This window comes from Desulfosoma profundi, assembly GCF_055387865.1.
The window spans coordinates 2,876,701-2,900,071 of sequence record NZ_AP042420.1 but is presented as its reverse complement, the minus strand read 5'-3'; the positions used below and the strand labels follow the sequence as shown (position 1 = coordinate 2,900,071).

General features: G+C 59.5%; 18 protein-coding genes. 14 read left to right on the top strand and 4 right to left on the bottom strand.

Going from position 1 to position 23,371, the window contains the following annotated elements; all coding sequences use genetic code 11:
• The first annotated feature begins 2 nt into the window (after positions 1–2).
• Together ACZ5K9_RS12500 and ACZ5K9_RS12495 are read left to right on the top strand one after the other, a co-directional pair.
• Positions 3–2,960: a DEAD/DEAH box helicase gene (locus tag ACZ5K9_RS12500; protein ID WP_464271663.1), complete on the top strand. Its 2,958-nt coding sequence runs from the start codon at positions 3–5 to the stop codon at positions 2,958–2,960.
• A gap of 100 nt (positions 2,961–3,060) precedes the next feature.
• Positions 3,061–3,672, top strand: a complete 612-nt coding sequence (locus tag ACZ5K9_RS12495) for a UpxY family transcription antiterminator (RefSeq protein ID WP_464271662.1) — start codon at positions 3,061–3,063, stop codon at positions 3,670–3,672.
• A 155-nt stretch (positions 3,673–3,827) separates the two neighbouring features.
• Here ACZ5K9_RS12495 and ACZ5K9_RS12490 read toward each other — a convergent pair whose 3' ends face one another.
• Positions 3,828–5,198, bottom strand: coding sequence for a molybdopterin molybdotransferase MoeA (locus ACZ5K9_RS12490; protein ID WP_464271661.1), 1,371 nt, complete (start codon positions 5,196–5,198; stop codon positions 3,828–3,830).
• Positions 5,199–5,265: 67 nt separating this feature from the next.
• Here ACZ5K9_RS12490 and ACZ5K9_RS12485 point away from each other — a divergent pair, with 67 nt between their 5' ends.
• A complete protein-coding gene (locus tag ACZ5K9_RS12485) occupies positions 5,266–5,706 on the top strand; it encodes a winged helix-turn-helix domain-containing protein (protein WP_464271660.1) in 441 nt (146 codons plus the stop codon).
• Positions 5,707–5,901: 195 nt separating this feature from the next.
• Here the strand turns inward: ACZ5K9_RS12485 and sucD are convergent, their stop codons facing one another.
• Both sucD and sucC read right to left on the bottom strand, forming a co-directional pair.
• Complete coding sequence (gene sucD / locus ACZ5K9_RS12480) at positions 5,902–6,780, bottom strand: succinate--CoA ligase subunit alpha (protein WP_464271659.1); 879 nt, start codon at positions 6,778–6,780, stop codon at positions 5,902–5,904.
• Between the two features lie 11 nt (positions 6,781–6,791).
• The gene (gene sucC, locus ACZ5K9_RS12475; RefSeq protein ID WP_464271658.1) at positions 6,792–7,955 is read right to left on the bottom strand and encodes an ADP-forming succinate--CoA ligase subunit beta; all 1,164 of its coding nucleotides are present in this window, start codon (positions 7,953–7,955) and stop codon (positions 6,792–6,794) included.
• A gap of 272 nt (positions 7,956–8,227) precedes the next feature.
• Between sucC and gatB the strand changes: the two genes are divergently transcribed.
• Together gatB and mtnA are read left to right on the top strand one after the other, a co-directional pair.
• A complete protein-coding gene (gene gatB, locus ACZ5K9_RS12470) occupies positions 8,228–9,676 on the top strand; it encodes an Asp-tRNA(Asn)/Glu-tRNA(Gln) amidotransferase subunit GatB (RefSeq protein WP_464271657.1) in 1,449 nt (482 codons plus the stop codon).
• 76 nt (positions 9,677–9,752) lie between these two features.
• The gene (gene mtnA / locus ACZ5K9_RS12465; RefSeq protein WP_464271656.1) at positions 9,753–10,814 is read left to right on the top strand and encodes an S-methyl-5-thioribose-1-phosphate isomerase; all 1,062 of its coding nucleotides are present in this window, start codon (positions 9,753–9,755) and stop codon (positions 10,812–10,814) included.
• Between the two features lie 111 nt (positions 10,815–10,925).
• On the opposite strand, the gene radA is transcribed toward mtnA, so the two are convergent.
• Positions 10,926–12,293, bottom strand: a complete 1,368-nt coding sequence (radA, locus tag ACZ5K9_RS12460; RefSeq protein WP_464271655.1) for a DNA repair protein RadA — start codon at positions 12,291–12,293, stop codon at positions 10,926–10,928.
• A gap of 535 nt (positions 12,294–12,828) precedes the next feature.
• Here radA and trxA point away from each other — a divergent pair.
• The 9 genes from trxA to ACZ5K9_RS12415 all read left to right on the top strand — a co-directional run bounded on the left by trxA (position 12,829) and on the right by ACZ5K9_RS12415 (position 23,043).
• Positions 12,829–13,161 (top strand): thioredoxin, encoded by a 333-nt coding sequence (gene trxA, locus ACZ5K9_RS12455; RefSeq protein WP_464271654.1) that lies wholly within the window; start codon positions 12,829–12,831, stop codon positions 13,159–13,161.
• Between the two features lie 83 nt (positions 13,162–13,244).
• On the top strand, positions 13,245–14,186 hold the full coding sequence (gene trxB, locus ACZ5K9_RS12450) for a thioredoxin-disulfide reductase (RefSeq protein WP_464271653.1): 942 nt from the start codon (positions 13,245–13,247) through the stop codon (positions 14,184–14,186).
• A 35-nt stretch (positions 14,187–14,221) separates the two neighbouring features.
• Complete coding sequence (locus ACZ5K9_RS12445) at positions 14,222–14,986, top strand: outer membrane protein assembly factor BamD (protein WP_464271652.1); 765 nt, start codon at positions 14,222–14,224, stop codon at positions 14,984–14,986.
• 96 nt (positions 14,987–15,082) lie between these two features.
• Positions 15,083–16,330, top strand: coding sequence for a transcription termination factor Rho (gene rho / locus ACZ5K9_RS12440; protein ID WP_464273972.1), 1,248 nt, complete (start codon positions 15,083–15,085; stop codon positions 16,328–16,330).
• A gap of 146 nt (positions 16,331–16,476) precedes the next feature.
• Complete coding sequence (gene rpmE, locus ACZ5K9_RS12435; protein WP_464271651.1) at positions 16,477–16,710, top strand: 50S ribosomal protein L31; 234 nt, start codon at positions 16,477–16,479, stop codon at positions 16,708–16,710.
• 102 nt (positions 16,711–16,812) lie between these two features.
• The gene (gene prfA / locus ACZ5K9_RS12430) at positions 16,813–17,883 is read left to right on the top strand and encodes a peptide chain release factor 1 (protein WP_464271650.1); all 1,071 of its coding nucleotides are present in this window, start codon (positions 16,813–16,815) and stop codon (positions 17,881–17,883) included.
• Positions 17,884–17,905: 22 nt separating this feature from the next.
• A complete protein-coding gene (gene prmC, locus ACZ5K9_RS12425) occupies positions 17,906–18,784 on the top strand; it encodes a peptide chain release factor N(5)-glutamine methyltransferase (RefSeq protein WP_464271649.1) in 879 nt (292 codons plus the stop codon).
• Between the two features lie 52 nt (positions 18,785–18,836).
• Positions 18,837–20,090 carry a UDP-N-acetylglucosamine 1-carboxyvinyltransferase gene (murA, locus tag ACZ5K9_RS12420; protein WP_464271648.1) on the top strand — a complete coding sequence of 418 codons (1,254 nt, stop codon included), beginning with the start codon at positions 18,837–18,839 and terminating at the stop codon, positions 20,088–20,090.
• Between the two features lie 316 nt (positions 20,091–20,406).
• Positions 20,407–23,043 carry a DNA internalization-related competence protein ComEC/Rec2 gene (locus ACZ5K9_RS12415; protein ID WP_464271647.1) on the top strand — a complete coding sequence of 879 codons (2,637 nt, stop codon included), beginning with the start codon at positions 20,407–20,409 and terminating at the stop codon, positions 23,041–23,043.
• Positions 23,044–23,371: the final 328 nt, after the last annotated feature.

Here is a 23,371-nt window from a genome sequence, read left to right as displayed (position 1 = left end):
CCATGAAAAGATTTCTCGAGCGACTTTTGGCTCACGACTGGAAAACGGCTCGCGTGGTGCACCACAGCGTCTTGCAGGCTCAAGAAGCGTGCTACGCCAAGCCCCAGACCCCCCTTCCCGAACCCATTGTTCACGCGCTGCACTCTATGGGCATCGAGCGGCTCTACAGCCACCAGGCGGTCGCTCTGGATCATATCCGAAGCGGCCGTTATGTGGTGGTCGCCACTCCAACCGCCAGTGGCAAGTCCCTCGTCTACAACGTGGCCGTGACCGAAGCGCTGCTCCACGCTCCCCAGTCCCACGCGCTTTATCTTTTCCCCATCAAAGCCTTGAGCCGCGATCAACGGGAATCTCTCCAGGCATTCTTCCGCGCGGTACCAACGAAGCCGACCTTTACGGCCGCGGTCTATGACGGTGACACCACATCCCATCAACGGTCCGTGATCCGCAAGAAACCTCCCCACGTGCTCGTCACAAACCCGGACATGCTCCACTACGCGCTGCTCCCCTACCATGGCAAGTGGGAATCCTTCTTTCGGGGGCTGCGCTACGTGGTGGTGGATGAGCTGCACACGTACCGAGGAATCTTCGGAAGCCATGTGGCGCAGATCCTGCGGCGATTGCAGCGGATCACCACGCTCTATGGATCCCGCCCCCAGTACGTGTTCCTCTCGGCAACCATCGGCAACCCCGCAGAGTTGGCGCAACAGCTCATCGGAGAACCGGTGGAAAACGTCTCCCGGTCAGGTTCGCCGCAAGCCCCCCGTCATTTTGTCTTCATGGAAACAGAAGGACCTCTGGCGGGCTTGGCGGCGCGCATCGCCCAAACCGCTGTACGCTCGGGTTTGAAGACCATCGTCTTTACCCAATCTCGGCGCATGACCGAACTGGTCCACATGAGCCTGATGCGGGCGGCTCCGGATTTGGCCGCCAAGGTCAGTTCCTACAGGGCCGGCTTTCTTCCGTCAGAACGGCGCGGGATCGAGCAAGGGTTGGCCGAAGGGCGCATCGCCGCAGTGATTTCCACGAGCGCTCTGGAAATGGGCATTGACATCGGCGGTCTGGACGTATGCATCCTCGTGGGATACCCAGGGACCGTCATGACCACCTGGCAGCGCAGTGGTCGAGTGGGCCGGAGCGGTCGGGAAAGCGTCATCATTCTCATCCCTCAGCCCGATGCCTTGGACCAATACATCGTCCGTCATCCTGAAACGGTTTTGGAAGGATCCTACGAAACGGCGGTGACGGATCCGGACAATCCGGCAATTGTCGCCGAACACCTTCCGTGCGCCGCCGCGGAAATCCCTGTGCATATCGACGAAACCTCCGGGTGGACGCCCAACCGCCGTCAAGCGTTGGCCATCGCCACAAATCAGGGTTCGCTGATCCAGTCGGAAGACGGACGTCGATGGTTCGCCGCCGTAACTTATCCCCATCGACGGGTGGACATTCGGAGCGTCGGCCCTTCATTCACCATCCTGGGCCCTAGCCCTCAGGACAAAAACCAATGGATCCCCATCGGCACCACGGACGGTGTGCGCGCTTTCAAGGAATGCCACCCTGGAGCCGTCTACCTCCATAGGGGTAGGACCTTCGTGGTGCAAGCCTTGGATTTGGAAAAACGCGTCGCTCGAGCCGTTCCCCAGGACGCCGAATACTACACCTGGGTGAAGACCGACAAGGAGACGGAAATTCTGGAAATCCTCGCTTCCAAACCGTGCAGCGCCTTCATCGCCCGACTTGGCCGCCTGCGCGTTCGGGAGCATGTCGTCGGTTACGAAAAGAAACGCCTGTTCACCCAGGAGGTGTTGGATTTCACTCCCCTGGATCTGCCGGAACAAGTTTTTGAAACTGTCGGGTTTTGGATGGAAATTGAAGATCTCATCGGAGAAAAGATCCGGCGCGCAGGACTTCATTACATGGGCGGCATCCATGCCATGGAACATGCGCTCATCAGCATGTTTCCCCTGTTTACCCTGTGCGACCGCAATGACATCGGCGGGATTTCCATCCCAGTGCATCCCCAACTGGGCAAGAGCGCCGTCTTTGTCTACGACGGATATCCTGAAGGGATCGGATTGGCGGCACGGGGCTATGAGATCGTGGAAGAGCTCCTCGAGCGGACGCTGGAGCTTGTGGAAACCTGCCCCTGTGAGGCAGGATGTCCGGGCTGCATCCATTCGCCCAAGTGCGGATCCGGAAACACGCCCTTAGACAAAGAGGCGGCCTTGGAAGTCGTGCGCTACCTGTTGGGTCGAAAACCTCTCGGGACGGGACATGAGGAAAACGTCCAGTTCGACAAGCCCGAACCGATCCCGCCGGAGGCTTCGCCGATCACTCAGGGGCCGGCCATCGCGTTTTTCGACCTTGAGACGCAAAAGCTGGCCCAAGAGGTGGGCGGCTGGGACAACAAACACCTCATGCGTGTTTCGGTGGCCGTCCTTTACGATCAAGCCAGGGAGACCTTCGAGGTCTTCCGGGAGGAAGATGTTCCACGCTTGATCGAGCGGCTCCGAAGTTTCGACCTCGTGGTCGGATTCAACATCAAGGATTTCGATCTCAAGGTGCTTCAGGCTTACACCCCGAAACCCCTCGAGGATATTCCTGCATTCGATTTATTGGAGACAATTCGGCAACAACTGGGCTATCGGCTGAGTTTGGACCATGTGGGTGAAAAAACGCTGGGACGGAAGAAAACGGCGGACGGCGTCCAGGCCGTTCGATGGTTTCGAGAGGACCGCTGGGATCTTCTGACCCGATACTGCCAGGACGATGTGGCCTTGACGCGGGACCTCTTCTTTCACGCCTTGGAGAAGGGATATCTTCTCTACGAAGACCGTTCGGGAAATCGCGTGCGGTTGCCGACCCCTTGGACGATCGCAAAGATTCTTGAACATCTTGGTCGAAAGCCCGAGAAAAAATCGGACGTTGTACAGCGTCGCCGGGTTTCGGCGGGCTAAAGTCCGATGACTCATCCGCCGATGACTCCATCAACGGGTGGGCGGAAAACGTGACGTCACCCTCAGGGATGGAACCCGGCCCACAAAAGAAGGTGGTTTGATGCTGACCGAAAAAAGGCACGGCTTGGGAAGAGACACTCACTCACCGATTGTTCTTCCGGTGGAACGTCCCATCGCTTCTCTGGAAAACACACCAGGCTGGTATGCCTTGTACGTTCAGGTCAACCACGAGAAAAAAGTGGCGGATCAGCTGCTCAAGAAAAACATCGATTGTTTCCTCCCTTTGCTGCACACGTGGAGCAGAAGGCGGGACCGGCGGGTGCGGCTGCATGTCCCGCTTTTCCCCGGATATGTCTTTGTTCACGCGGTGCTGAGCAATGAAATCCATCTGGAAATTCTGAAGATTCCGGGAAGTGTGTATATCGTGCGGAGCGGCCGAGGACCTGAGTCGATTCCGGACTACCAGGTGGAAAGTCTCCGGACCATTTTGGAGCATGCTGACAACCTGACCTTGCACCCCTACCTGACCGAAGGGGACTGGGTGGAAGTGATCCGCGGCCCGTTTGCCGGGTGCGTCGGTATCCTCCAACGCCTTAACCCCAAGAAAGGCACCCTGGTTATCAGTATCGACGTGATTCGTCAAGCCGCCAGTGTTCAACTTGCCATCGAAGACGTGGTGCGGATTTCCGGCCCGCCCAAACTCCCCCGTTGAGAGGATCGCCTTTTCCTCTCCGGCCTCTGCCCTTGTCACCTCGGGCCGTGTTCTTGTTTTTGCCTTCGACGCCGACAGCCAATGCGCCGAAAAAGAGTGGTCCCTTGGGGCTCCAACGTGCCTGTCCGATGACAGGTTCACCGAAAGAGTTCGGTTCAGGGTCTCGAGGGTTCTTCCTTCGCTGGAGGGTTGTCGCGAATCGCGCCGAAGAGATGCACCGTCACTTCCGTTCCCGCCTCATATCCTTCCACATGTTCCGGAACGATCACATATCCATCGGCTCGGGACAGGGTGCTGATCATGGCCGAAGACCCAAACACCGGCTGTGCGGACATCCTGCCGTTTTCCTCTCGCAGTTCCACGCGGACGTAGTCCGCCCGGCCATGGACGGAAGGCAGATTCCGCCGAAGCACCGCCCGGCATGTCTGGTTCTTCGGAGTACGGGCCATATCCACACCTTGAAGTCGAAGCAGACTCGGGCGCACAAACGCCGTAAAAACAATCATCGCTGAGGCGGGCTGGCCTGGTAATCCCCAAAGGATTTTGCGGCCGATGCGTGCGAGAATCGTCGGTTTTCCCGGCCGGATCGCCACGCCGTGGACCAATAGTTCCGCCCCGTCCAAAGCGTCCAGCACCTGGACGGTGTAATCCCGAGCGCCGACGGAACTCCCTCCGGAAAGAAGGACAACGTCATGCTCCTGGAGGGCTCGCCGGCATGTGGCGGCAAGCTCGTCCACATCGTCCGGCACAACCCGCATGAAACCCGGGTGAGCGCCCGCTTCCCGAACCTGTGCCGCCAGGACAAACGTATTGATATCTCGGATTTTTCCCACAGGAACGACTTCGGTTTCCGGGGAAACGATTTCGTCCCCTGTGGAGAGCACGGCGACCCGAGGCGCCCGGAAGACGGGCAGAGTTCGGATTCCGACCGCGGCCAACACGCCGACGTCTTGAGCCCTCAGCCGCCAGCCTGCCGGAAACAGCAAACTTCCTTGAGCAATGTCATCTCCCGTGCCTAAGATGTTCTCCCCCGGCGCCACAGGTCGCGTGACTTCGACGGTCCCGTCCCCCACCTCTTGGGTGTATTCCACCATGACCACGGCATCTGCCCCTTGAGGAACGACTCCTCCTGTGGGGATGGCCATGGCCTGGCCCGGACCGATCCCTTGGGCTGCTGACCGCCCCATGAACACTTCGCCGACAACCGTAAGCAGGGCAGGTAGGGATTCCGAAGCCCCGAAAGTGTCCCGAGCCCTCACCGCATAGCCGTCCATGACGGCGCGTGGAAAATGGGGGACGTCCCCCGTGGCCCGAAGCTCCCGAGAGATGACGCGTCCCGCGGCCTCTTCGAGCGGGATCTCTTCTTCATCCAAAGGCGCAAAGCCATTCACAATGGCCAGGACCTCTTCAGCGGTCTTCACCCTAAGAAATTCCGGCATGACCCATCCCTCGGCTTTCCATAAGGATTCAAGCAAGAATCGAACTTCCCCCAATTTTCGCCTCGGTTGACCTCCGACGGACACCATGCGAAGATCCTTGTAACGAAAGGGAGCGGCCGTGACAAGCCGGGCCGCGTCCATGAGGAGGAGCGCCGTGACCCAACCGAAGAAGCTCATGGTCCACTGCAAGGTCTGGGTAGAAGACGACTCTGGAGCACTTGTCTTCGGTGCCGGCCGCCGACGCATTTTGGAAGCCGTCGAAAAGGCGGGGTCGATCATCGGCGCCGCGAAGGAATTGGGCATGAGTTACTCCGCGGTGTGGGGGAAAATCCATGCCACGGAACAGCGGCTCGGACGCCCTATCCTCGAAAAGAAAATCGGCGGACTCAAAGGGGGAGGATCGGTTCTCACGCCTTTTGCCAAGGAGCTCCTAGATCGGTTTCGCGCGCTGGAAGGGCGAACTCAAGAAGCCGCCGAAAAGATTTTTGAGCACATCTTTGTTCAAGGGGGCAATCTAGGGCCGAGCGAACCAGCGGAGGGCATGGGAGTCCACCAGGACATGCCGGGAAGGGTTCGGATGGGGCCCACAGAATAAAAGGGCCGCCAGTCTCAGCAGATTGAGGTTCTCGATTCCGTCAAGAACGAAACCCGCCGGAAATCAGGCGGACGGCGCAAACGCCGTCCGCCAAAAAATTCGCCGCTCAGCTATGGGAGGAATGTCGACCGGTCCAGGAACACTGGCTCCGCCACGGCCCGCACCCGCGACCTCATCGCTCCGATTCCTCGTGCTTTACAGCACAGAGGCGAAGGCTTCCTTGCACACGAGACCCAAGTCTCCCAAGTTTTCCACCACGGTGATTCCGGCATCTTTCATGGCTCGGATCTTTCCTTGGGCCGTGCCGCTGGATCCACTGATGATGGCGCCGGCATGCCCCATCCGGCGGCCGGGGGGGGCCGTCAAGCCGGCCACGAAGCCTACCACGGGCTTGGTCATGTGCCGGGCAATAAATTCCGCGGCCTCCTCCTCGGCAGACCCGCCAATCTCTCCCACCATGACCACGGCTTTGGTTTCGGGATCTTCCTGGAAGGCTTTGAGGCAGTCGATAAAATTCGTGCCGTTCACGGGGTCGCCGCCAATCCCCACACAAGTGCTCTGACCGATGCCTTGCAACGTGAGCTGATGCACCACTTCATAGGTCAAGGTGCCGGAACGGGACACAACGCCTACGGATCCGGCCTTGTGGATGGGACCGGGCATGATGCCGACTTTGCATTGGTCCGGCGTGATGATTCCCGGACAATTCGGGCCGATCAGACGCGACGAGGATCCTTTGAGGGCATTTTTCACTTTGAGCATGTCCATCACGGGAATCCCTTCCGTAATGGTCACGATCAGGCGCACACCGGCATCCATGGCTTCCAAAATGGCGTCGGCGGCAAAAGCTGGTGGGACGAAGATCATGGAACAATCGGCGCCCGTCTGGCGGACGGCTTCCTCCACGGTGTTGAACACGGGAATATCGTCCATGGTCTGGCCGCCTTTTCCTGGAGTGACCCCCGCGACGACGCGTGTCCCGTAGGCGACACACTGTCTTGTGTGGAACTGCCCTTCCCGGCCGGTAATTCCTTGAACAAGAACTCGTGTTTGTGCATTGACCCAAATGCTCATGGTGTGTCCTCCTACGCCTTAGCGATGGCCGCCACTTTTTGGGCTGCGTCTTTGAGGTCCTGTGCCACGATGAGGTTCAAGCCCGATTCCTGCAGGATTTTCCGCCCCAGTTCCACGTTTGTCCCTTCCATACGAATCACCACGGGGACTTTGACGCCCACCTTTTTGCTGGCTTCCACCACGCCTTGGGCCAGGACGTCACACCGGAGGATGCCGCCGAAGATATTGATGAGCACCCCTTTGACATTGGGATCGCTCAAAATGATCCGGAAACCGTTCTCCACCATTTCCGCGCTGGCGCCTCCGCCCACGTCGAGGAAATTGGCCGGTTCGGCACCCGCCAGTTTGATGATGTCCATCGTGGCCATGGCCAACCCGGCACCGTTGACCATGTTGCCGATGTTGCCGTCCATTTTGATGTAATTCAAATTGTGCTTGGACGCCTCCACTTCCAGAGGATCCTCTTCATCCAAATCACGGTAAGCCAACACGTCCTTGTGTCGGAACAAGGCGTTGTCGTCGAAGTTCATTTTGGCGTCTAGGGCAAGCAGACGTCGATCCTTGGTGATGACCAGCGGGTTGATTTCCACCAGCGACGCATCGTAATCCAGGCACAAGCAATACAGGGCGTGGACCATCGGCAGAAACAGCTTGACGATGTCGGGCTCAAGGTTCAATCCGTAGGCCAGTTTGCGGGCCATGAACGGCTGCAGTCCCACCAAAGGATCCACATAGACTTTGACAATCTTTTCGGGGGTCTTGGCGGCGACTTCCTCGATGTCCATACCGCCGGCTTCGCTGGCCATGAAGACGATTTTCGCCGTAGAGCGGTCGGGCAAAAGGCTGAGATAAAGCTCCTTGGCAATGTCCAGCCCTTCCTCCACCAGAACCTTTCGCACAAGACGCCCTTCCGGGCCTGTTTGATGCGTCACCAGCGTCATGCCGAGGATGCTGCCGGCAACGGAGGCCACCTCGTCCGCTGTATGGGCCAGCTTCACTCCTCCGCCCTTGCCCCGTCCCCCCGCATGGATCTGGGCTTTGATCACCACCGGCAAGGTGCCCAGCTCCCGGGCCGCCGCTTGCGCTTCTGCCACCGTGAAGGCCACCCGGCCCTTGGGGACAGGCACACCGTACTTTTGAAAGAGTTCTTTCGCTTGGTATTCGTGGATCTTCATGGCCATCCTCTCCCGTTGATCATCCGTCGCACCACACGCCACCGTACTCAGAAAAACCGTTAGCATCGTCGCGGGAAAAGTTCGCTGCGACCCTCTCCGCTCCGGTCTTTCTAGAAGAAAAGTTTCGCAAAGTCAAAATCGTCCGTCACCCGTCCTCAGCGCTCCGTGGGACCTCGAACTTCCCGACTTCACGAATCTTCCGATCGGTGCTAAAAGGGGCGGGGAAAAATCTTCGCGGACGGAAATTCTCCGCCCCGTGCAACCGAATTGTCTTGCGAGGCGCCATCATGGAATGGGAAACGGTCATCGGATTAGAAGTCCACGCGCAATTGCTGACGCGAAGTAAAATTTTCTGCGGTTGCTCCACGGCCTTCGGAGCCTCTCCGAACACCCACACGTGCCCAGTGTGCCTAGGGATGCCGGGAGTCCTTCCCGTACTGAACCGCACCGTCGTCGAATACGCCCTGAAAATGGCTCTGGCGACCCACTGCCGGATCGCCCCCCGGTGTCGTTTCGCCCGCAAGAATTATTTTTACCCGGATCTTCCCAAAAACTACCAGATTTCTCAATACGAAGAGCCTCTGGCCACCGGGGGTTGGGTGGACATCCCTACGGAGAGCGGAACCCGAAGGATCGGCATCACGCGGATCCACATGGAAGAAGACGCCGGGAAGCTCGTCCATGATGAAACCCAACCGGTGAGTTACGTGGACTTCAACCGCACAGGCGTGCCGCTCATTGAAATCGTCAGCGAACCCGACATCCGAACCCCGGAAGAAGCCGCGGCCTATTTGCGCACACTTCGAGACATCCTGCGCTACCTCGAAATCTGCGACGGCAATATGGAGGAAGGCAGTTTCCGGTGTGATGCGAACATCAGCCTGCGGCCCGTCGGGACCCACGGCTTCGGGGTGAAAACAGAACTCAAGAACATGAACTCGTTCCGCAATGTCCAGCGGGCCTTAGAGTTCGAAGTGCGCCGCCAAAGGGCGCTTCTCGACAAGGGCGATCCCGTTGTCCAGGAAACCCGACTGTGGGATGCCGGCCGTGGCGTGACGGTGAGTATGCGGGGAAAGGAAGAGGCTCACGATTACCGCTATTTCCCCGATCCGGACTTGGTGCCGCTGGCCATCGACCCGGAATGGATCGAGGCCGTTCGGCGCAGTCTCCCCGAATTGCCCGACGCCAAACGGGAAAGGTTCATGGCCCAGTACGAACTCCCGGCCTACGACGCGGCCGTCCTCACGGCATCGAAAGATGTGGCCGATTATTTTGAAGCGGTCCTGGCGGATTTTCCGCAGCCGAAGACCGTGAGCAACTGGATCATGAGCGAACTCCTGCGGGAACTCAAACGGGACGAGCGCGACATCGACCAGTGTCCCGTGCCGCCGAAGCATCTTGCGGAATTACTGAACCTCATGGACAAGAATGTGATCAGCGGCAAGATTGCGAAATCCGTCTTCAAGGAAATGTACGAGACCGGTGCGGCGCCGTCCCGGATTGTCGAGGAAAAAGGACTGAGGCAGGTCACCGACGAAGGGGCCCTTGTGGCTGTCGTCGATCAGGTTCTTCAAGAAAACCCCAAGGAAGTCGAAGCGTATCGGCAAGGTAAAGACAAGCTCATCGGCTTCTTCGTGGGGCAAGTCATGCAGAAAACGCGCGGTAAAGCCAATCCGCAACTGGTCAACCGTCTCCTCAAAGAAAAGCTTTCGGCCTCGTAGGGCCGTGCCCTGTTGTGCGGCCTGAATCAGGAAAAGGGGCTCATCCGTTCACCCCGGAAAGCAGGGAGTCTGTTCAATGCCGACTTCATCCCTTCGGCCCATATGGTGGGACGGCGATACCGTCATGATCGTCGACCAAAGACTCTTACCCCATAAACATAAGGTCTTGCGCTGCACCACCCCCGATGACGTCATTCGGGCAATCAAGACAATGGCCATCCGCGGCGCCCCCGCCGTGGGCATCGCAGGGGCCATGGCCGCGGCTTTGGGGGCCCGAGCCATTACGGCGGCCGATGTGCCCACATTTCGACGGAAGTTCTCCCGCCTGTGCGATCGCATCCGGATGGCCCGTCCGACGGGCAACAATCTCGGGTGGGCCGTCGATGCCGTCTTCGCCGTCGTCGTCGAAAATCCCGGGGCCGACGTGCCGGAATTGCAGCGGCTCATCCGCCGCAAATCGGAAGCCATTCTGGAGGAGGACGTCCGCACGAATGAAGCCATCGGGCGCTGGGGGGCGGGAATCGTCCCCTCGGGGGCCCGAATCCTGACCCATTGCAACGCGGGGGCCCTGGCCACGGGAGATTACGGAACGGCCCTCGGGGTCATTCGTGCGGCTTTCGCCGCCGACCGGTCCATCCATGTCACGTGCTGCGAAACCCGCCCGTATCTGCAGGGCAGCCGTCTCACGGCTTACGAACTCATGACGGAAAAGATCCCCTGCACCTTGATCACCGACAATGCCGCCGGTAGTCTTATGCAGCAGCGAAAAATCGATTTGGTGATTGTGGGAGCGGACCGGATCGCGGCCAATGGGGACACAGCCAACAAAATCGGGACGTACACCTTGGCCGTGCTAGCTCAAGCTCACGGCGTCCCGTTTTACGTGGCAGCACCCCGCTCCACCATCGATCCCCTGATCCCCAACGGGTCGGGAATCCCCATTGAATACCGGGATCCGAGGGAGGTGACCTCCTGTTTCGGCCGACTTGTGGCCCCCCGAGGCATGGTCGCCGAAAATCCGGCCTTCGATGTCACCCCGCACCGACTCATTACCGGCATCATCACGGAAGTGGGCATTATTCGAAAACCCTTTACGCGAGGTATCCGAAGGGCGTTGGAAGCCCCGCGACCGGCGTGAAACCGAAGCGGACGGTTTCAGGGGATCGGGTAGTGAACCCAGGGTGCGGGGGATGTGCACAAGCAAAGGCGAAAAGGTCGTTTGCGCCCCTTTCGGAAACCGTGGTGAGGTCTACCCGAAAACTCTTTTGATGGCTTCGTCTACGGATTTCACCCCTATGCATGTTCCTTCAAGGTCGCCTGCCGTCAATTGGTCTTGGTTGCCGCGAGGGCACACGACCGTGCGAAACCCCAAAGAAGTGGCTTCGGCCAATCTCCGGGCCGCATGCCCCACGCCGCGGACCTCCCCGGCCAAGCCCACTTCCCCCCAGGCCACCAGATCTTCGGGCAAAGGCACTTCCATCGTGCTGCTCACCAAAGCCAGGACCACGGCGAGATCCGCCGCGGTTTCGGTGAGCTTTACGCCTCCCGCCACATTGACGAACACGTCCTGCTGCATGAAATGAAAACCCATCTTCTTTTCCAGAACCGCCAGGAGCAGCGAAACGCGGTTGGCGTCCACGCCCATGAAAGTGCGCCGAGGTTGAGCCCATCCGCTGGAGGAGACCAAGGCTTGCACTTCCACGAGGATGGGCCGTGTGCCTTCCATGGCGCAAACGACCACCGAACCCGAAACCCCTTTGGGCCGTTCTGCCAAAAGAAAACGCGACGGATTGGGCACCTGGGCCAAACCCGATTCCTTCATTTCGAACACACCGATTTCGTTTGTGGATCCAAATCGGTTTTTCACGGCACGTAGAAGCCGGAAGGTATGGCTGCGATCCCCTTCCAAGTAAAGCACGGCATCCACGAGATGTTCCAGCACACGCGGGCCGGCCACGATGCCTTCTTTGGTGACATGGCCCACGAGAAAGACGCCCATGTTTTTTTCTTTGGCCATGCGTTGCAACCATGCGGCCGATTCTCGGACTTGGGAGACGGAGCCGGGAGCGCTCTCCAAAAGATCCAGACGCATGGTCTGGATGGAATCCACCGCCAGAACGGTGACCGGAAGGTTTTCCAGCACGGGGGCGAGGGCGTCCACGCGGGTTTCCGCAAGCACCCACAGGGAATCCGTCCGCGTGAGACCGAGGCGCTGGGCCCGAAGCTTGATCTGGGCCAGACTTTCCTCCCCGGAGACATAGAGGACGGGGCCGAAATGCGCCATGGACCCGAGGGCTTGCAGGAGCAGCGTGGATTTGCCGATTCCCGGATCGCCGGCAAGCAGGATAATGGATCCTGGAACAAGCCCCCCGCCCAGCACGCGGTCCCATTCGTCCATGCCGGATTTGAGGCGCATGTCTCCGACAAGGGGCACATCGAAAAGACGAACGGCTTGCGGCGCGGACACGGAACGGCCCTTGCCCGCAGAAGGCGACGAAGCCGATTTGACGGCCTCTTGCAGGCTGTTCCAGGCTTGGCAGCCGGGACATCGGCCAAGCCATTTGGGACTTTCATAGCCGCATTCCACACATTGAAAGACGGTTCGATCTTTCGCCATGGGCAGACTCCCGGCACCCCAGGGGAAGAACTTTGGGCCGATCGGAGATGACGGCAACGCCCGGCTCCAGTTTTTTACCCATGCCCCGGGGCGGGTAAAGATTCTTCGAGAACACTTCGGTCCCCCAGCACCCTTTCCGCAATGCGACCCAAAACATCCCAAAGGAAAGAAGAGTGCTCCACGACGCATCGTGCCAAGGTCGGCACCGAGGCCATAGGCCAAGGGGCAATGGAGACCCTCGGACGGGGAAGGCTGGCAGGTGGAAATTCTGAAGTCCAGAAATCGGGACGGCACATGCTCCCCTTCATGAACGGCCACCCTCCATTCCCCTACTCCGCGGGACTCGACATTTTCAAGCCCAGAAAATGAAACCGATGGTACCCTGTGCGGAGGTGGAGCCGGTGCTGCGGGCGTTGACAAAAAAAAACGGGCTGGTTTATAGTGCGTTTATTGCGTTCTATGAGGGTTTGAGAGAAAAGAGTCGGGAAAAGGCCCCTAAGGACCCCAGCACAGTTTTCCAGGGAGGCGTGCTCACATGGCAGGAAAGAACATTATCGAAATCACGGACGGCAGTTTCGAACAAGAAGTTCTCCAATCCAGCATTCCGGTCCTTGTCGATTTTTGGGCGCCGTGGTGCGGGCCGTGCCGGGCCATTGCTCCGGTGATCGACGAACTGTCGGCCGAATATGCGGGAAAGCTCAAAGTCGCCAAATGCAATGTGGATGAAAATCCCAACACGCCAGCCCGGTTCGGTATTCGTGCCATCCCGACTCTGATCCTTTTCAAGAACGGGACCGTGACGGAACAGATCACGGGTGCTGTCGCCAAGTCCCAGATCGCCGCGGCCGTGGACAAGGTGGTGTCCTGAGCCTTCCCCTTCCAATGACTCGAATCGCCATGGACCCTTTTTCGGGTCCATGAACGCCCTTCGCGGATGCGTACCGAATCCCCATGACAACCCCTAAACCGTATGACATGGTGATCGTGGGCGGAGGCCCGGCGGGTCTGACGGCGGCCCTTTACGCGAGTCGAGCCCGCTACCGCACCCTTCTGGTGGAACGGATCGGCCTCGGCGGTCAGCTGCTCACCTATGAAAAGGTGGACAACTACCCAGGCTTCCCCGAGGGAGTGAGCACGTTCGAGCTGACAGAACTGTTTAAGACCCAGGCCCTCCGCTTTGGCATGGAACACCGCAGCGCGGAAATTACATCCATGGATGTCTCCGCACCCATCAAGGTGCTCCAGACGCCGGATGGTCCCATCTTCGCCAAGACCGTCATTATCGCCACGGGCTGTGCGCCCAAGAAGTTGCAGGTCAAGGGCGAAGCGGAACTCACGGGACGCGGGGTTTCTTATTGCGCCGTCTGCGACGGGCCCTTTTACCGGAATGAAGCCGTTGCGGTCATCGGAGGCGGCGATACCGCGGTGGAAGAAGCCGTCTACCTGACAAAATTCGCTTCCCAGGTGCACATCATCCATCGTCGCGACACGTTGCGAGCCATCAAGATCCTCCAAGAAGAAGCGTTCGCCAACCCCAAGATTTCCTTCCACTGGAATCGGATCGTCACCGAAGTTGTGGGCGGGCCGCAAGGCGTCACCCATCTGGAGCTGCAGGATACCGTTACCGGCGAAAAGTCCCAATTGGCCGTTTCCGGCGTGTTCATCTTCGTGGGGCTTCTGCCCAATACTCAATGGGTCCCTCAAGATATCCGAAGAGACGCCCTGGGGTTCCTCATCACCGACGACAATATGGCCACCACGGTCCCGGGTGTGTTCGCCGCCGGCGATGTGCGATCCAAAAGCCTCCGCCAGATCGTCACCGCCGTGGGAGACGGTGCCACGGCGGCATTCTGCGCCGGGCGCTATGTGGAAACCATGGCCCACCACGGATAACATCCACACCATCCCATGTCATGGAGCGGTCCACCATGAAAAGTTTTCGTCAATTCCGCCTGGGTTTGGCGCTTCGCGGGGCGACGGTGTTGACGCTGTGCACGATTCTTCTCTCCGGGTGCGGGACAAATCTTGTGACTTATTACTTCGACGACCTTTTCGGCTCAGGAGATGCCGTGGAGCGCACGCCGGAACAATTGGCCTGGGACGGTATGGAAGCCATGCGGGCCAAGAAATACGGCAAGGCTTTGGAAGCTTTTCAAAAATTAAAAGAGCGATACCCCTACAGCAAATACGCCATCCTGGCCGAGCTTAAAATCGGGGATGCCCATTTTTACAAGAAAAATTATGAGGAAGCCGCCCTAGCCTATGAAGAATTTGTGCGGCTTCACCCCCGAAACGACGCCATCCCCTATGTGCTTTACCAGTTGGGCATGAGTCAGTATCTCATCTCCCCGTCCATGGACCGGGATCAGGATCAGACCCATAAGGCCATGGAGACCTTCCGACGGCTTATCGAGCTTTACCCTGGCACGGAATATGCCGCCAAGGCCCAGGCCCAGATCTTCGAATGTGAAAAACGCATTGCCGCTCATGAATTCAGAATCGGACGCATGTATTACCGCATGGGAAAATACCGAGCCGCCCATCTGCGCCTGACCCGTCTTCAGGAAGATTACCCCCATGCGGTGGAAAAGTTAGGATATCAAAAGGACATCGAAAAGATTCTTGCCGACTGCCAAGAGTGCCTGAACCGACAGGGCGACGGCAAGAGCATTTGGACCCGCCTGGGATTTTGACGGGGAAAAGAGGAAAGGGTAATGACCGAAAATAACCACACCAATGCAGTTTCCACCACCACGGCAGCCAGGAAGGACGCCCCGGTCCATCGAGAAATGAATCTGGTGGAACTCAAGAAACGTAACATCAAAGAACTCGTCTCTCTCGCTCGCGCCTTGCAAATCGAAGGAGCCACGTCCATGCGCAAGCAGGACCTCATTTTCGCCATCCTGCAGGCGCAGGCGGAAATGAGCGGCCTCATCTACGGCGAAGGTGTCTTGGAAATCCTGCCCGACGGGTTCGGGTTCCTGCGGACCCAGGACTACAACTACCTGCCGGGCCCGGATGACATTTATGTCAGCCCTTCCCAGATTCGACGGTTCAATCTGCGCACGGGTGACACCATCTCGGGTCAGATCCGCCCCCCCAAAGACAATGAACGGTACTTCGCTCTCCTTAAGGTCGAAGCGGTCAACTACGAAGAACCCGAGGTGGCCAAAGACAAGATCCTCTTCGACAACCTCACGCCCATCTACCCTGACCGGCGGATCAACCTGGAAACCACATCGGACAACTATTCCACCCGGGTGATGGACTTGCTCACCCCCGTAGGATTCGGTCAGCGGGGCCTGATTGTCGCGCCACCCCGCACCGGCAAGACCATGCTGCTCCAAAACATCGCCAACGCCATCGCCAAAAATCACCGGGACGCCTACCTCATCGTGCTTCTCATCGACGAACGCCCGGAAGAAGTCACGGATATGGAGCGCAACGTGCGGGCGGAAGTGGTGAGTTCCACATTTGACGAACCGGCGCAACGGCACGTGCAGGTGGCCGAAATGGTCATCGAAAAGGCTAAGCGGCTCGTGGAACACCGCCGAGACGTGGTCATTCTGCTGGACAGCATCACCCGCCTGGCTCGAGCCTACAACACGGTGGTGCCGCCCAGCGGCAAAATCCTTTCGGGCGGCCTGGATTCCAATGCACTCCACCGCCCGAAGCGCTTTTTCGGTGCAGCCCGAAATATCGAACAGGGCGGAAGCCTCACCATTATCGCCACGGCCCTCATCGACACGGGAAGCCGGATGGACGAAGTGATTTTTGAGGAGTTCAAGGGGACGGGTAACATGGAAATCCATCTGGACCGTAAACTCGCCGATCGGCGGATCTTCCCGGCCATCGACATCAACCGGTCCGGAACCCGCAAGGAAGAACTTCTCCTGCCCCCTGAGGACCTGAACCGTATTTGGATTCTGCGAAAGCTCCTCTCGCCCTTAAACCCCGTGGACGCCATGGAATTCCTCTTGGACAAGATGCAGGGCACCAAAGACAACGCGGATTTCCTCGCATCTATGAATCGCTAGGGTGATCAAGAAAACCGGCGACGGCAGGCGAAGCCGGCAACACTCCTCAATGCCTCCATCTCAAAGGGTCAAGAAATTTCTTGAAACTGGGATTCCCGTCGCTATAATCAGGTGCTCTTGAAAAAAGAACCCATACGGAGGCGATCATGAAAAAGGACATTCATCCTCAGTACTTTCAGACAGTGATCCGCTGCGCCTGCGGCAACGAAATCCAGACGGGTTCCACAAAAAAGGATATCCGTGTCGAGATTTGTTCCAAGTGCCACCCGTTCTTTACGGGCAAACAGAAACTGGTGGACACGGGTGGACGCATTGAGCGGTTCATGAAAAAATATGAACAGTACCAAAAGAATCAGGAAAAAACTCAGGAAAACCGTTAAAAGCCCTGACCCGGCACCTCATCCTCGCAGGGCGGCCGCCCTCGAGGGGTTTGGAAGAGCGTCCGGGTTTTTTTGCGTCTTTTGCCACTGACCGGAATCCCTATGTTTGATCGACTGGCCGGACTGGAAGAACGTCACGCCGAGTTGGAAGCGCTGCTGAGCGACCCCGAACTGCTCAGTCAGCCCAAGGAATATCAAAAGGTCGCCAAGGAACATGCGGACCTGTCGCCTTTGGTGGAGGCTCTGCGGCGCTACCGAAAAGCTCAACAGGAAATCGAGGCGAATCAGGAACTCCTGCGCCAAGAAAATGATCCTGAAATGCGTGAGCTCATCCGGGAAGACATCAACCGGCTTCGAAAGGACCTGGAAGACACTGAACAGGCTCTCAAGCGCATGCTGGTTCCCAAGGATCCCAACGATGAAAAGAATGTGATCCTGGAGATTCGAGCGGGAACGGGCGGGGACGAAGCGGCGCTCTTTGCCGCGGATCTTTTCCGCATGTATTCGCGCTACGCTGAAAATCGTGGATGGAAGGTGGAACTTCTGGACGTGCATCCGACGGGCATCGGGGGGTTTAAGGAAGTCATTGCCGCGATCAACGGTGCGGGGGCCTACAGCCGATTGAAATTCGAACGGGGCGTGCATCGCGTGCAACGCGTCCCGGAAACAGAAAGTCAGGGCCGGATCCACACCTCCGCCGTGACCGTCGCCGTGCTTCCGGAAGCCGAAGAAGTGGACGTGGAGATCGACCCCAACGATCTGCGCGTGGATGTGTTTCGATCCTCGGGCCCGGGCGGTCAAAGCGTGAACACCACGGACTCTGCCGTACGCATCACCCATCTGCCCACAGGTCTGGTCGTGGTGTGCCAGGATGAAAAATCCCAGCACAAGAACAAGGCCAAAGCCATGAAGGTGCTTCGGGCGCGCCTGCTGGACATGATGCGTTCGGAACAGGAAGCCAAAATCGCCCAGGAACGGAAAAGCCAGGTGGGATCCGGCGATCGCAGCGAACGCATCCGCACGTACAATTTTCCGCAGAACCGCGTTACCGACCACCGCATCAATCTCACGCTCTACAAGCTCGAAGAGGTCATGATGGGCGCCTTGGACGACATCATCGACCCGTTGATCGCCGCCGCCCAAGCGGAAGCGCTTCAAGAGGGGAATCTCTAAGGTCTCCCCAAGTCCACACACCATGGCCGATGAAATCTGGACCATTCTCAAGGTGCTCCATTGGACCACGGACTATTTCCGGCGCAGGGGGCTGGAACAGCCTCGTTCCGATGCGGAAGTGCTGCTGGCCCATGCCCTGAATCTGCGCCGTGTGGACCTTTATCTGCGCCACGACCAGCCCCTTCGCCCCGAGGAACTGGCGCGATACCGCGCTCTGATTCAACGCCGCGCGGCACGGGAACCCACCCAATACATCACCGGCCGCCAGGAATTTTGGTCCCTGGAGCTGGAAGTCTCTCCTGACGTGCTGATCCCGCGGCCGGAAACGGAACTTCTGGTGGAACTGGCCCTGGAAGCCTTTGCCGACACGCCCCTTTGCGCTCTCGACGTGGGAACGGGATCCGGGGCTATCGCCATTTCGCTGGCCACCGAACGACCGCTGTGGCGGATCCTGGCCGTAGACATCTCTCAGGGAGCGTTGGAAGTGGCACGCCGAAACGCCGTGCGCCATGGGGTGGAGGGGCGCATCCATTTCGTCCGCGGGAACCTCACCGCGCCGTTTCGCCCATCTCCTCCCCCGTTTCACCTGATTTGCGCCAATCCTCCCTACATCGGCGAAGGGGAATGGCCTGCCTTGGCGCCGGAAATTTCCCGCTTTGAGCCCCGAGCCGCCCTGTGGGGTGGAGGAAGCGACGGGACCGCACTCCCCGCGCGCCTTCTTCGCGAAGCTGTGCCTCTGCTCGGCCCCCAAGGCGTGTTGCTCATGGAAATCGGAGCCGCTCAAGCTTCAAAGCTTCAGGAATGGGCGGAGTCTCTCGGAAAGGACCACGCAGTCTCCGTGCATAAAGACTACGGGGGAAAGGATAGGGTCCTCAGAATTGTGAAAAGCAAAGACGGTTAAGGCGCCGGGAGTCGGGGCAGGGTCTTGATGACGACAACGAGAAAGGGATGTGATGGACAAACTGGTCATTGAAGGTGGTGTTCCGTTACACGGGGAAATCCCCATCAGCGGGGCCAAAAACGCGGCCCTGCCTCTCATGGCGGCCACCCTTCTGGCACCTGGACGCCATGTCCTGTGGAACGTGCCTCGGCTTCGAGACATTCGCACCATGGAAAGTCTCCTGCAACACATGGGCGCCTCCACGCACCATGGCGACACGCTGACCATCGACACCTCATCCATCACCCAACCGGAAGCGCCCTATGAACTCGTCAAGACCATGCGCGCTGCCGTGCTGGTCCTGGGGCCTCTGGCCGCACGGTACGGGCGGGCGCGCGTGTCCCTGCCCGGGGGCTGCGCCATCGGGGCTCGGCCCATCGACTTGCACCTTCGCGGGCTTCAGGCCATGGGCGCCCACGTGGAACTGGAAGGCGGCTACGTCCATGTGCGTTGTGACCGACTTCGAGGCACCGATTTCACTTTTGACCAGGTAACGGTCACGGGAACGGAAAACCTCATGATGGCCGCCTGCCTGGCCGAAGGAGAAACCGTTTTGGAAAACGCCGCTCGAGAACCGGAAGTGGTGGATCTCGCCGATTACCTCACGGCCATGGGCGCGCGCATCAGCGGCGTGGGCACCGCCGTGGTACGCATTCACGGGGTGGAATCCCTCCAGGCCGGATCGCACCGAGTCATTCCCGACCGCATCGAAACGGGCACATACCTGGTGGCTGCGGGCATCACCGGAGGGCGCCTGCGGCTCATGGGGTGCCGCCCGGACCATGTGGACGCCGTAGTCCGAAAGCTTCGCGATGCCGGCATGACCATCACCCCCGAAGGAGAAACACTCACGGCCGAAGCCCCCGAAGGCCCCATCCGCAGCGTGAACGCCACCACATGGCCTTATCCCGGCTTCCCTACGGACATGCAAGCCCAGTTCATGGCCCTGATGACCCTGGGCCACGGGGTGAGCGTCATCAAGGAACAGATCTTCGAAAACCGGTTCATGCACGTGAGCGAACTGAGACGTCTGGGGGCCGACATTGTTCTGGACGGCCGAAGTGCCGTGGTGCGCGGTGTGCCCTGTCTTTCCGGTGCCCCGGTCATGGCCACGGATCTTCGCGCGTCGGCATCCCTGGTTTTGGCGGGTCTGGCCGCTCGAGGCCGCACGGATGTCAGCCGCATCTATCACCTGGAACGGGGTTACGAAAATCTGGACGGCAAACTGCAGGCCGTGGGCGCCCGCATTTGGCGGGAAAAAGAATAACGAGTCGCTTCAGACGTGGAGTTCTCCACAATGTGGGGAAGAGCGGTCTCCCCGCCGTCTGTGCTCTATCGTGCCGCTGTGCGCCTCACAGGCATGTCCATGGAATCCCGGCGTGCCTGACGCATGTGCAGGTGCGCCGCTCTGAAAAAATAACCCCGAGCGACCTCTAAGCGGCGCCCATCCCGGTGCCCCGGTGAAAACCGGTGCGGGCCGGTCCCGGATCGGCTCCCTGAAGACGATTTATGATCCTCAGGCTTGGGATCGGCTAGTGCGAGAAGGCGTCGGGAGTGCAGCGTGGATGTCCAGGAGGGCGGACATGTCTTCGGGCAACGTGTTGGGATATCGCCCCCTGGTGCCTGTGGCCGTCGCCTTGGCCGTGGGCATCGCCTGGGCGCGCCATCAAGGCCTTCACGACGGCACGTCGGCTTTCGCCGCGGCGGTGGTTTGGGCGGCTCTCGGCCTCGCGACGGCTCGGGGATCCCGGAGGGCCTCAGGGTTTTGGCGGCTGAGCGCCGCCGCTTTCCTGTGTCTCGCTGTGGCAAGCTTTGGGTCTTTCCTGTGGGGTCGAGCCGAAAAAAAAGCCGTTCCCCCTCCGTCCTTGGCGGCGTTTCTGGACGGAAAGGAACGGCGCTACCGCGTCCTTCTTCAGCCTTTCCCCGATGTCTATCCCGAAAAGACCGTGTTCCCCGTCACCCTTCTGGCCGTGGCCGAAAATCCCGACGCACCGTCATCCCCGACATTGTCAGATCAGGAAACGGCCACATCACCCCTTGGAGAGCCCGAATCATTCACGACCCTTTTCCCAGGCGGGCCGCGTGTAGGGGTTCATGTGTCCGTGCGCAAAGTGGTGCAATCGTGGAACGCGGGTGATGTGGTGGAGATGCCCCTCACTCTTCGGCCCCTCTCCAACTTTGAAAACCCCGGGCGATACGATTACGTGGCGGACCTGGCACGCCGAGGCGTTTTTGCTCGCGCCTCAACCAAAAGCGACATTTCCTGGGTTCGTGTGCCGCGAGACTCGGCCGGTGCGCCCCAGGATGTCGCTTTCTTCGGTGATATCGATGCGCTGCGCGGGCATCTTCGGCGCATTCTTCAAAAAAACATGCCTGAACCCGCAGCGGCCATGGCTCAGGCCCTTTTTCTGGGCTATCGCCATGCCGTGCCCCGTCCGCTTCAGGACCGATTTCAGAAAGCGGGCGTCTTGCACCTGTTGGCCATCTCCGGACTCCACGTGGGCCTTGCAGCCTGGGCCGCCTTTCGACTGGCACAGCTTTTTCTGCGGTTGTTTTTGCCTCACGCGCTCCTTAGAATCCCCGACGTCCACCTCGCCTGGTGGGCCGGATGCGCCGCCGCCGCAATTTATGCCCTCTTGGCAGGCTTTGCCGTCCCCACCCAAAGGGCGCTCCTTATGCTTGCCGGAGCCGCCATGGCCTTGGTGCTCTATCGCAGACCCGATCCTTTATCGTTGGTGAGCGGCGCTGCTGTCTTCATCCTTTGCGCCGATCCCAACCACCTCTTCCGCCCCTCGTTTCAACTGTCCTTTGCCGCCGTGGGGGGACTGGGGCTTTTCTATCCTCCGTGGCGCGAGCGCACTCAGAAAGCCCTGTCCCGTTTCCCCCAAAAGCTCCAGCCTTTGGTCCGACTGTTTGTGGACGCTTTCTTGATTTCCGCCGTCGCCACTTTGGCCGTGGCGCCGCTCACGGCGTACCATTTTCACGGGATCTCCCTGGCCGGCCTTGCCGCCAACACGATTATCGTCCCCTTCTTGGCCGTGGCGGTGCTGCCGCCGGGACTGGCCGTCCTGGCCGCTTCGGCGATCCTTCCGGCCTTCGCCTCCGTCGCCCTCACTCCCATCGGGTGGGCTCTGCAAGCCCTGCTTTGGCTGATCGACGCCTTTGCGGCTCTACCCTATGCCTTCGCTCACGTGGGACCGGTGTCTTTGGCCGCCGTTGCGGCCTTTTATGGAATCTTGAGTCTTTGGGCTGTGCCGTTGTCTCTGAGAATCCAGGCCGGGGCCACATCCGCTTCGGTCTTGGCCTGGATCCTTTGGGCCCTGTGGGGAACTTGGGTTTTCAAGCCGCCTCAGGCGCCGTTATTTCAGGTTACCGCGCTGGACGTGGGGCAAGGGTCAGCCACCCTGGTCCGATGCCCGCCCAACGCCGCAATGCTTGTGGACGGAGGCGGATTTTACGACGATTCCTTTGACGTCGGACGATACGTGGTGGCTCCGGCGCTGTGGGCCATGGGGATTCGACGCCTGGATGCCGTTGTCTTGAGTCACGATCATCCCGACCATCGCAACGGGCTGCGTTTCATCCTGGAAACGTTTCCCGTCGGTCGTTATGTGGAAACGGGGCTCACCTCCCAAGGCCTGACAGGATCCGCATTGGTGGACGTGGCGGCCCGACGCCGCATTCCAACCCTCATGACCCTCACCGACGGCATCGAAGGTCCCGACGGCACCGTGGATTTGGGCACCCTAGGCACTTGTCGCCTGCATGGGCTCCATCCCACGAAATCCCATGGGGGAGACGCTCAAGGCCCCAAAGACCTCAACGAAGCTTCCCTGGTGGTGGCCGTCACCTATGGACGTGCGGGAGCGCTTCTCCCTGGAGACATCGGGCACGGCACCGAACAAAGCCTGCTTCGGCGGTGGAACTTCAGGACATCCCAGTGGCTCCTCGTGGCGGCCCATCACGGGAGCGGCACCTCCACCGGGGAACCACTGTTAGACGCCCTGGCACCCCAAGGCGTGCTCATCTCGTGCGGCAATGCCAATCCTTTCGGCTTTCCTGCTCCGTCCATACTGCAGCGGCTTCAGGAAAAGGGCCTTTCTGTTTTACGGACCGACCTTCACGGCGCCGTGCACGCCACCTGGACCGGATCCCGGTGGATCCTGACCCCGACGCTCACAGAGCGCCCGAGGCTGTACAAACCTCGGCCGGGGCGATGAATCCCGGAGAGCCTTTCAATCCGTCGGCACACCGCCCCATGCCGGAAAATCGCTCCCCTTTTTGCACACTGTGCAAAGCCTTTCTCATGGCTTGAACGCCGCGCATCCTCGTTCCCCCAAAAAAAAGCGGCCATGGGTTCAGGCCTCTGGACCGAACCCAGGCCCTCACGACACGATTCGAGATTTTCCTGAACTCCCTAAGGGCCTTTGGGGGTGTCCGGCAATCCCACCGGGACGCGGTGTCCATGGCGGCCTGAAGATGTAAAGTTTTGCATACTTTTGCCAGTTTCTCGTTGACAGGGGCGACGCAGGACCGATAACATCACTT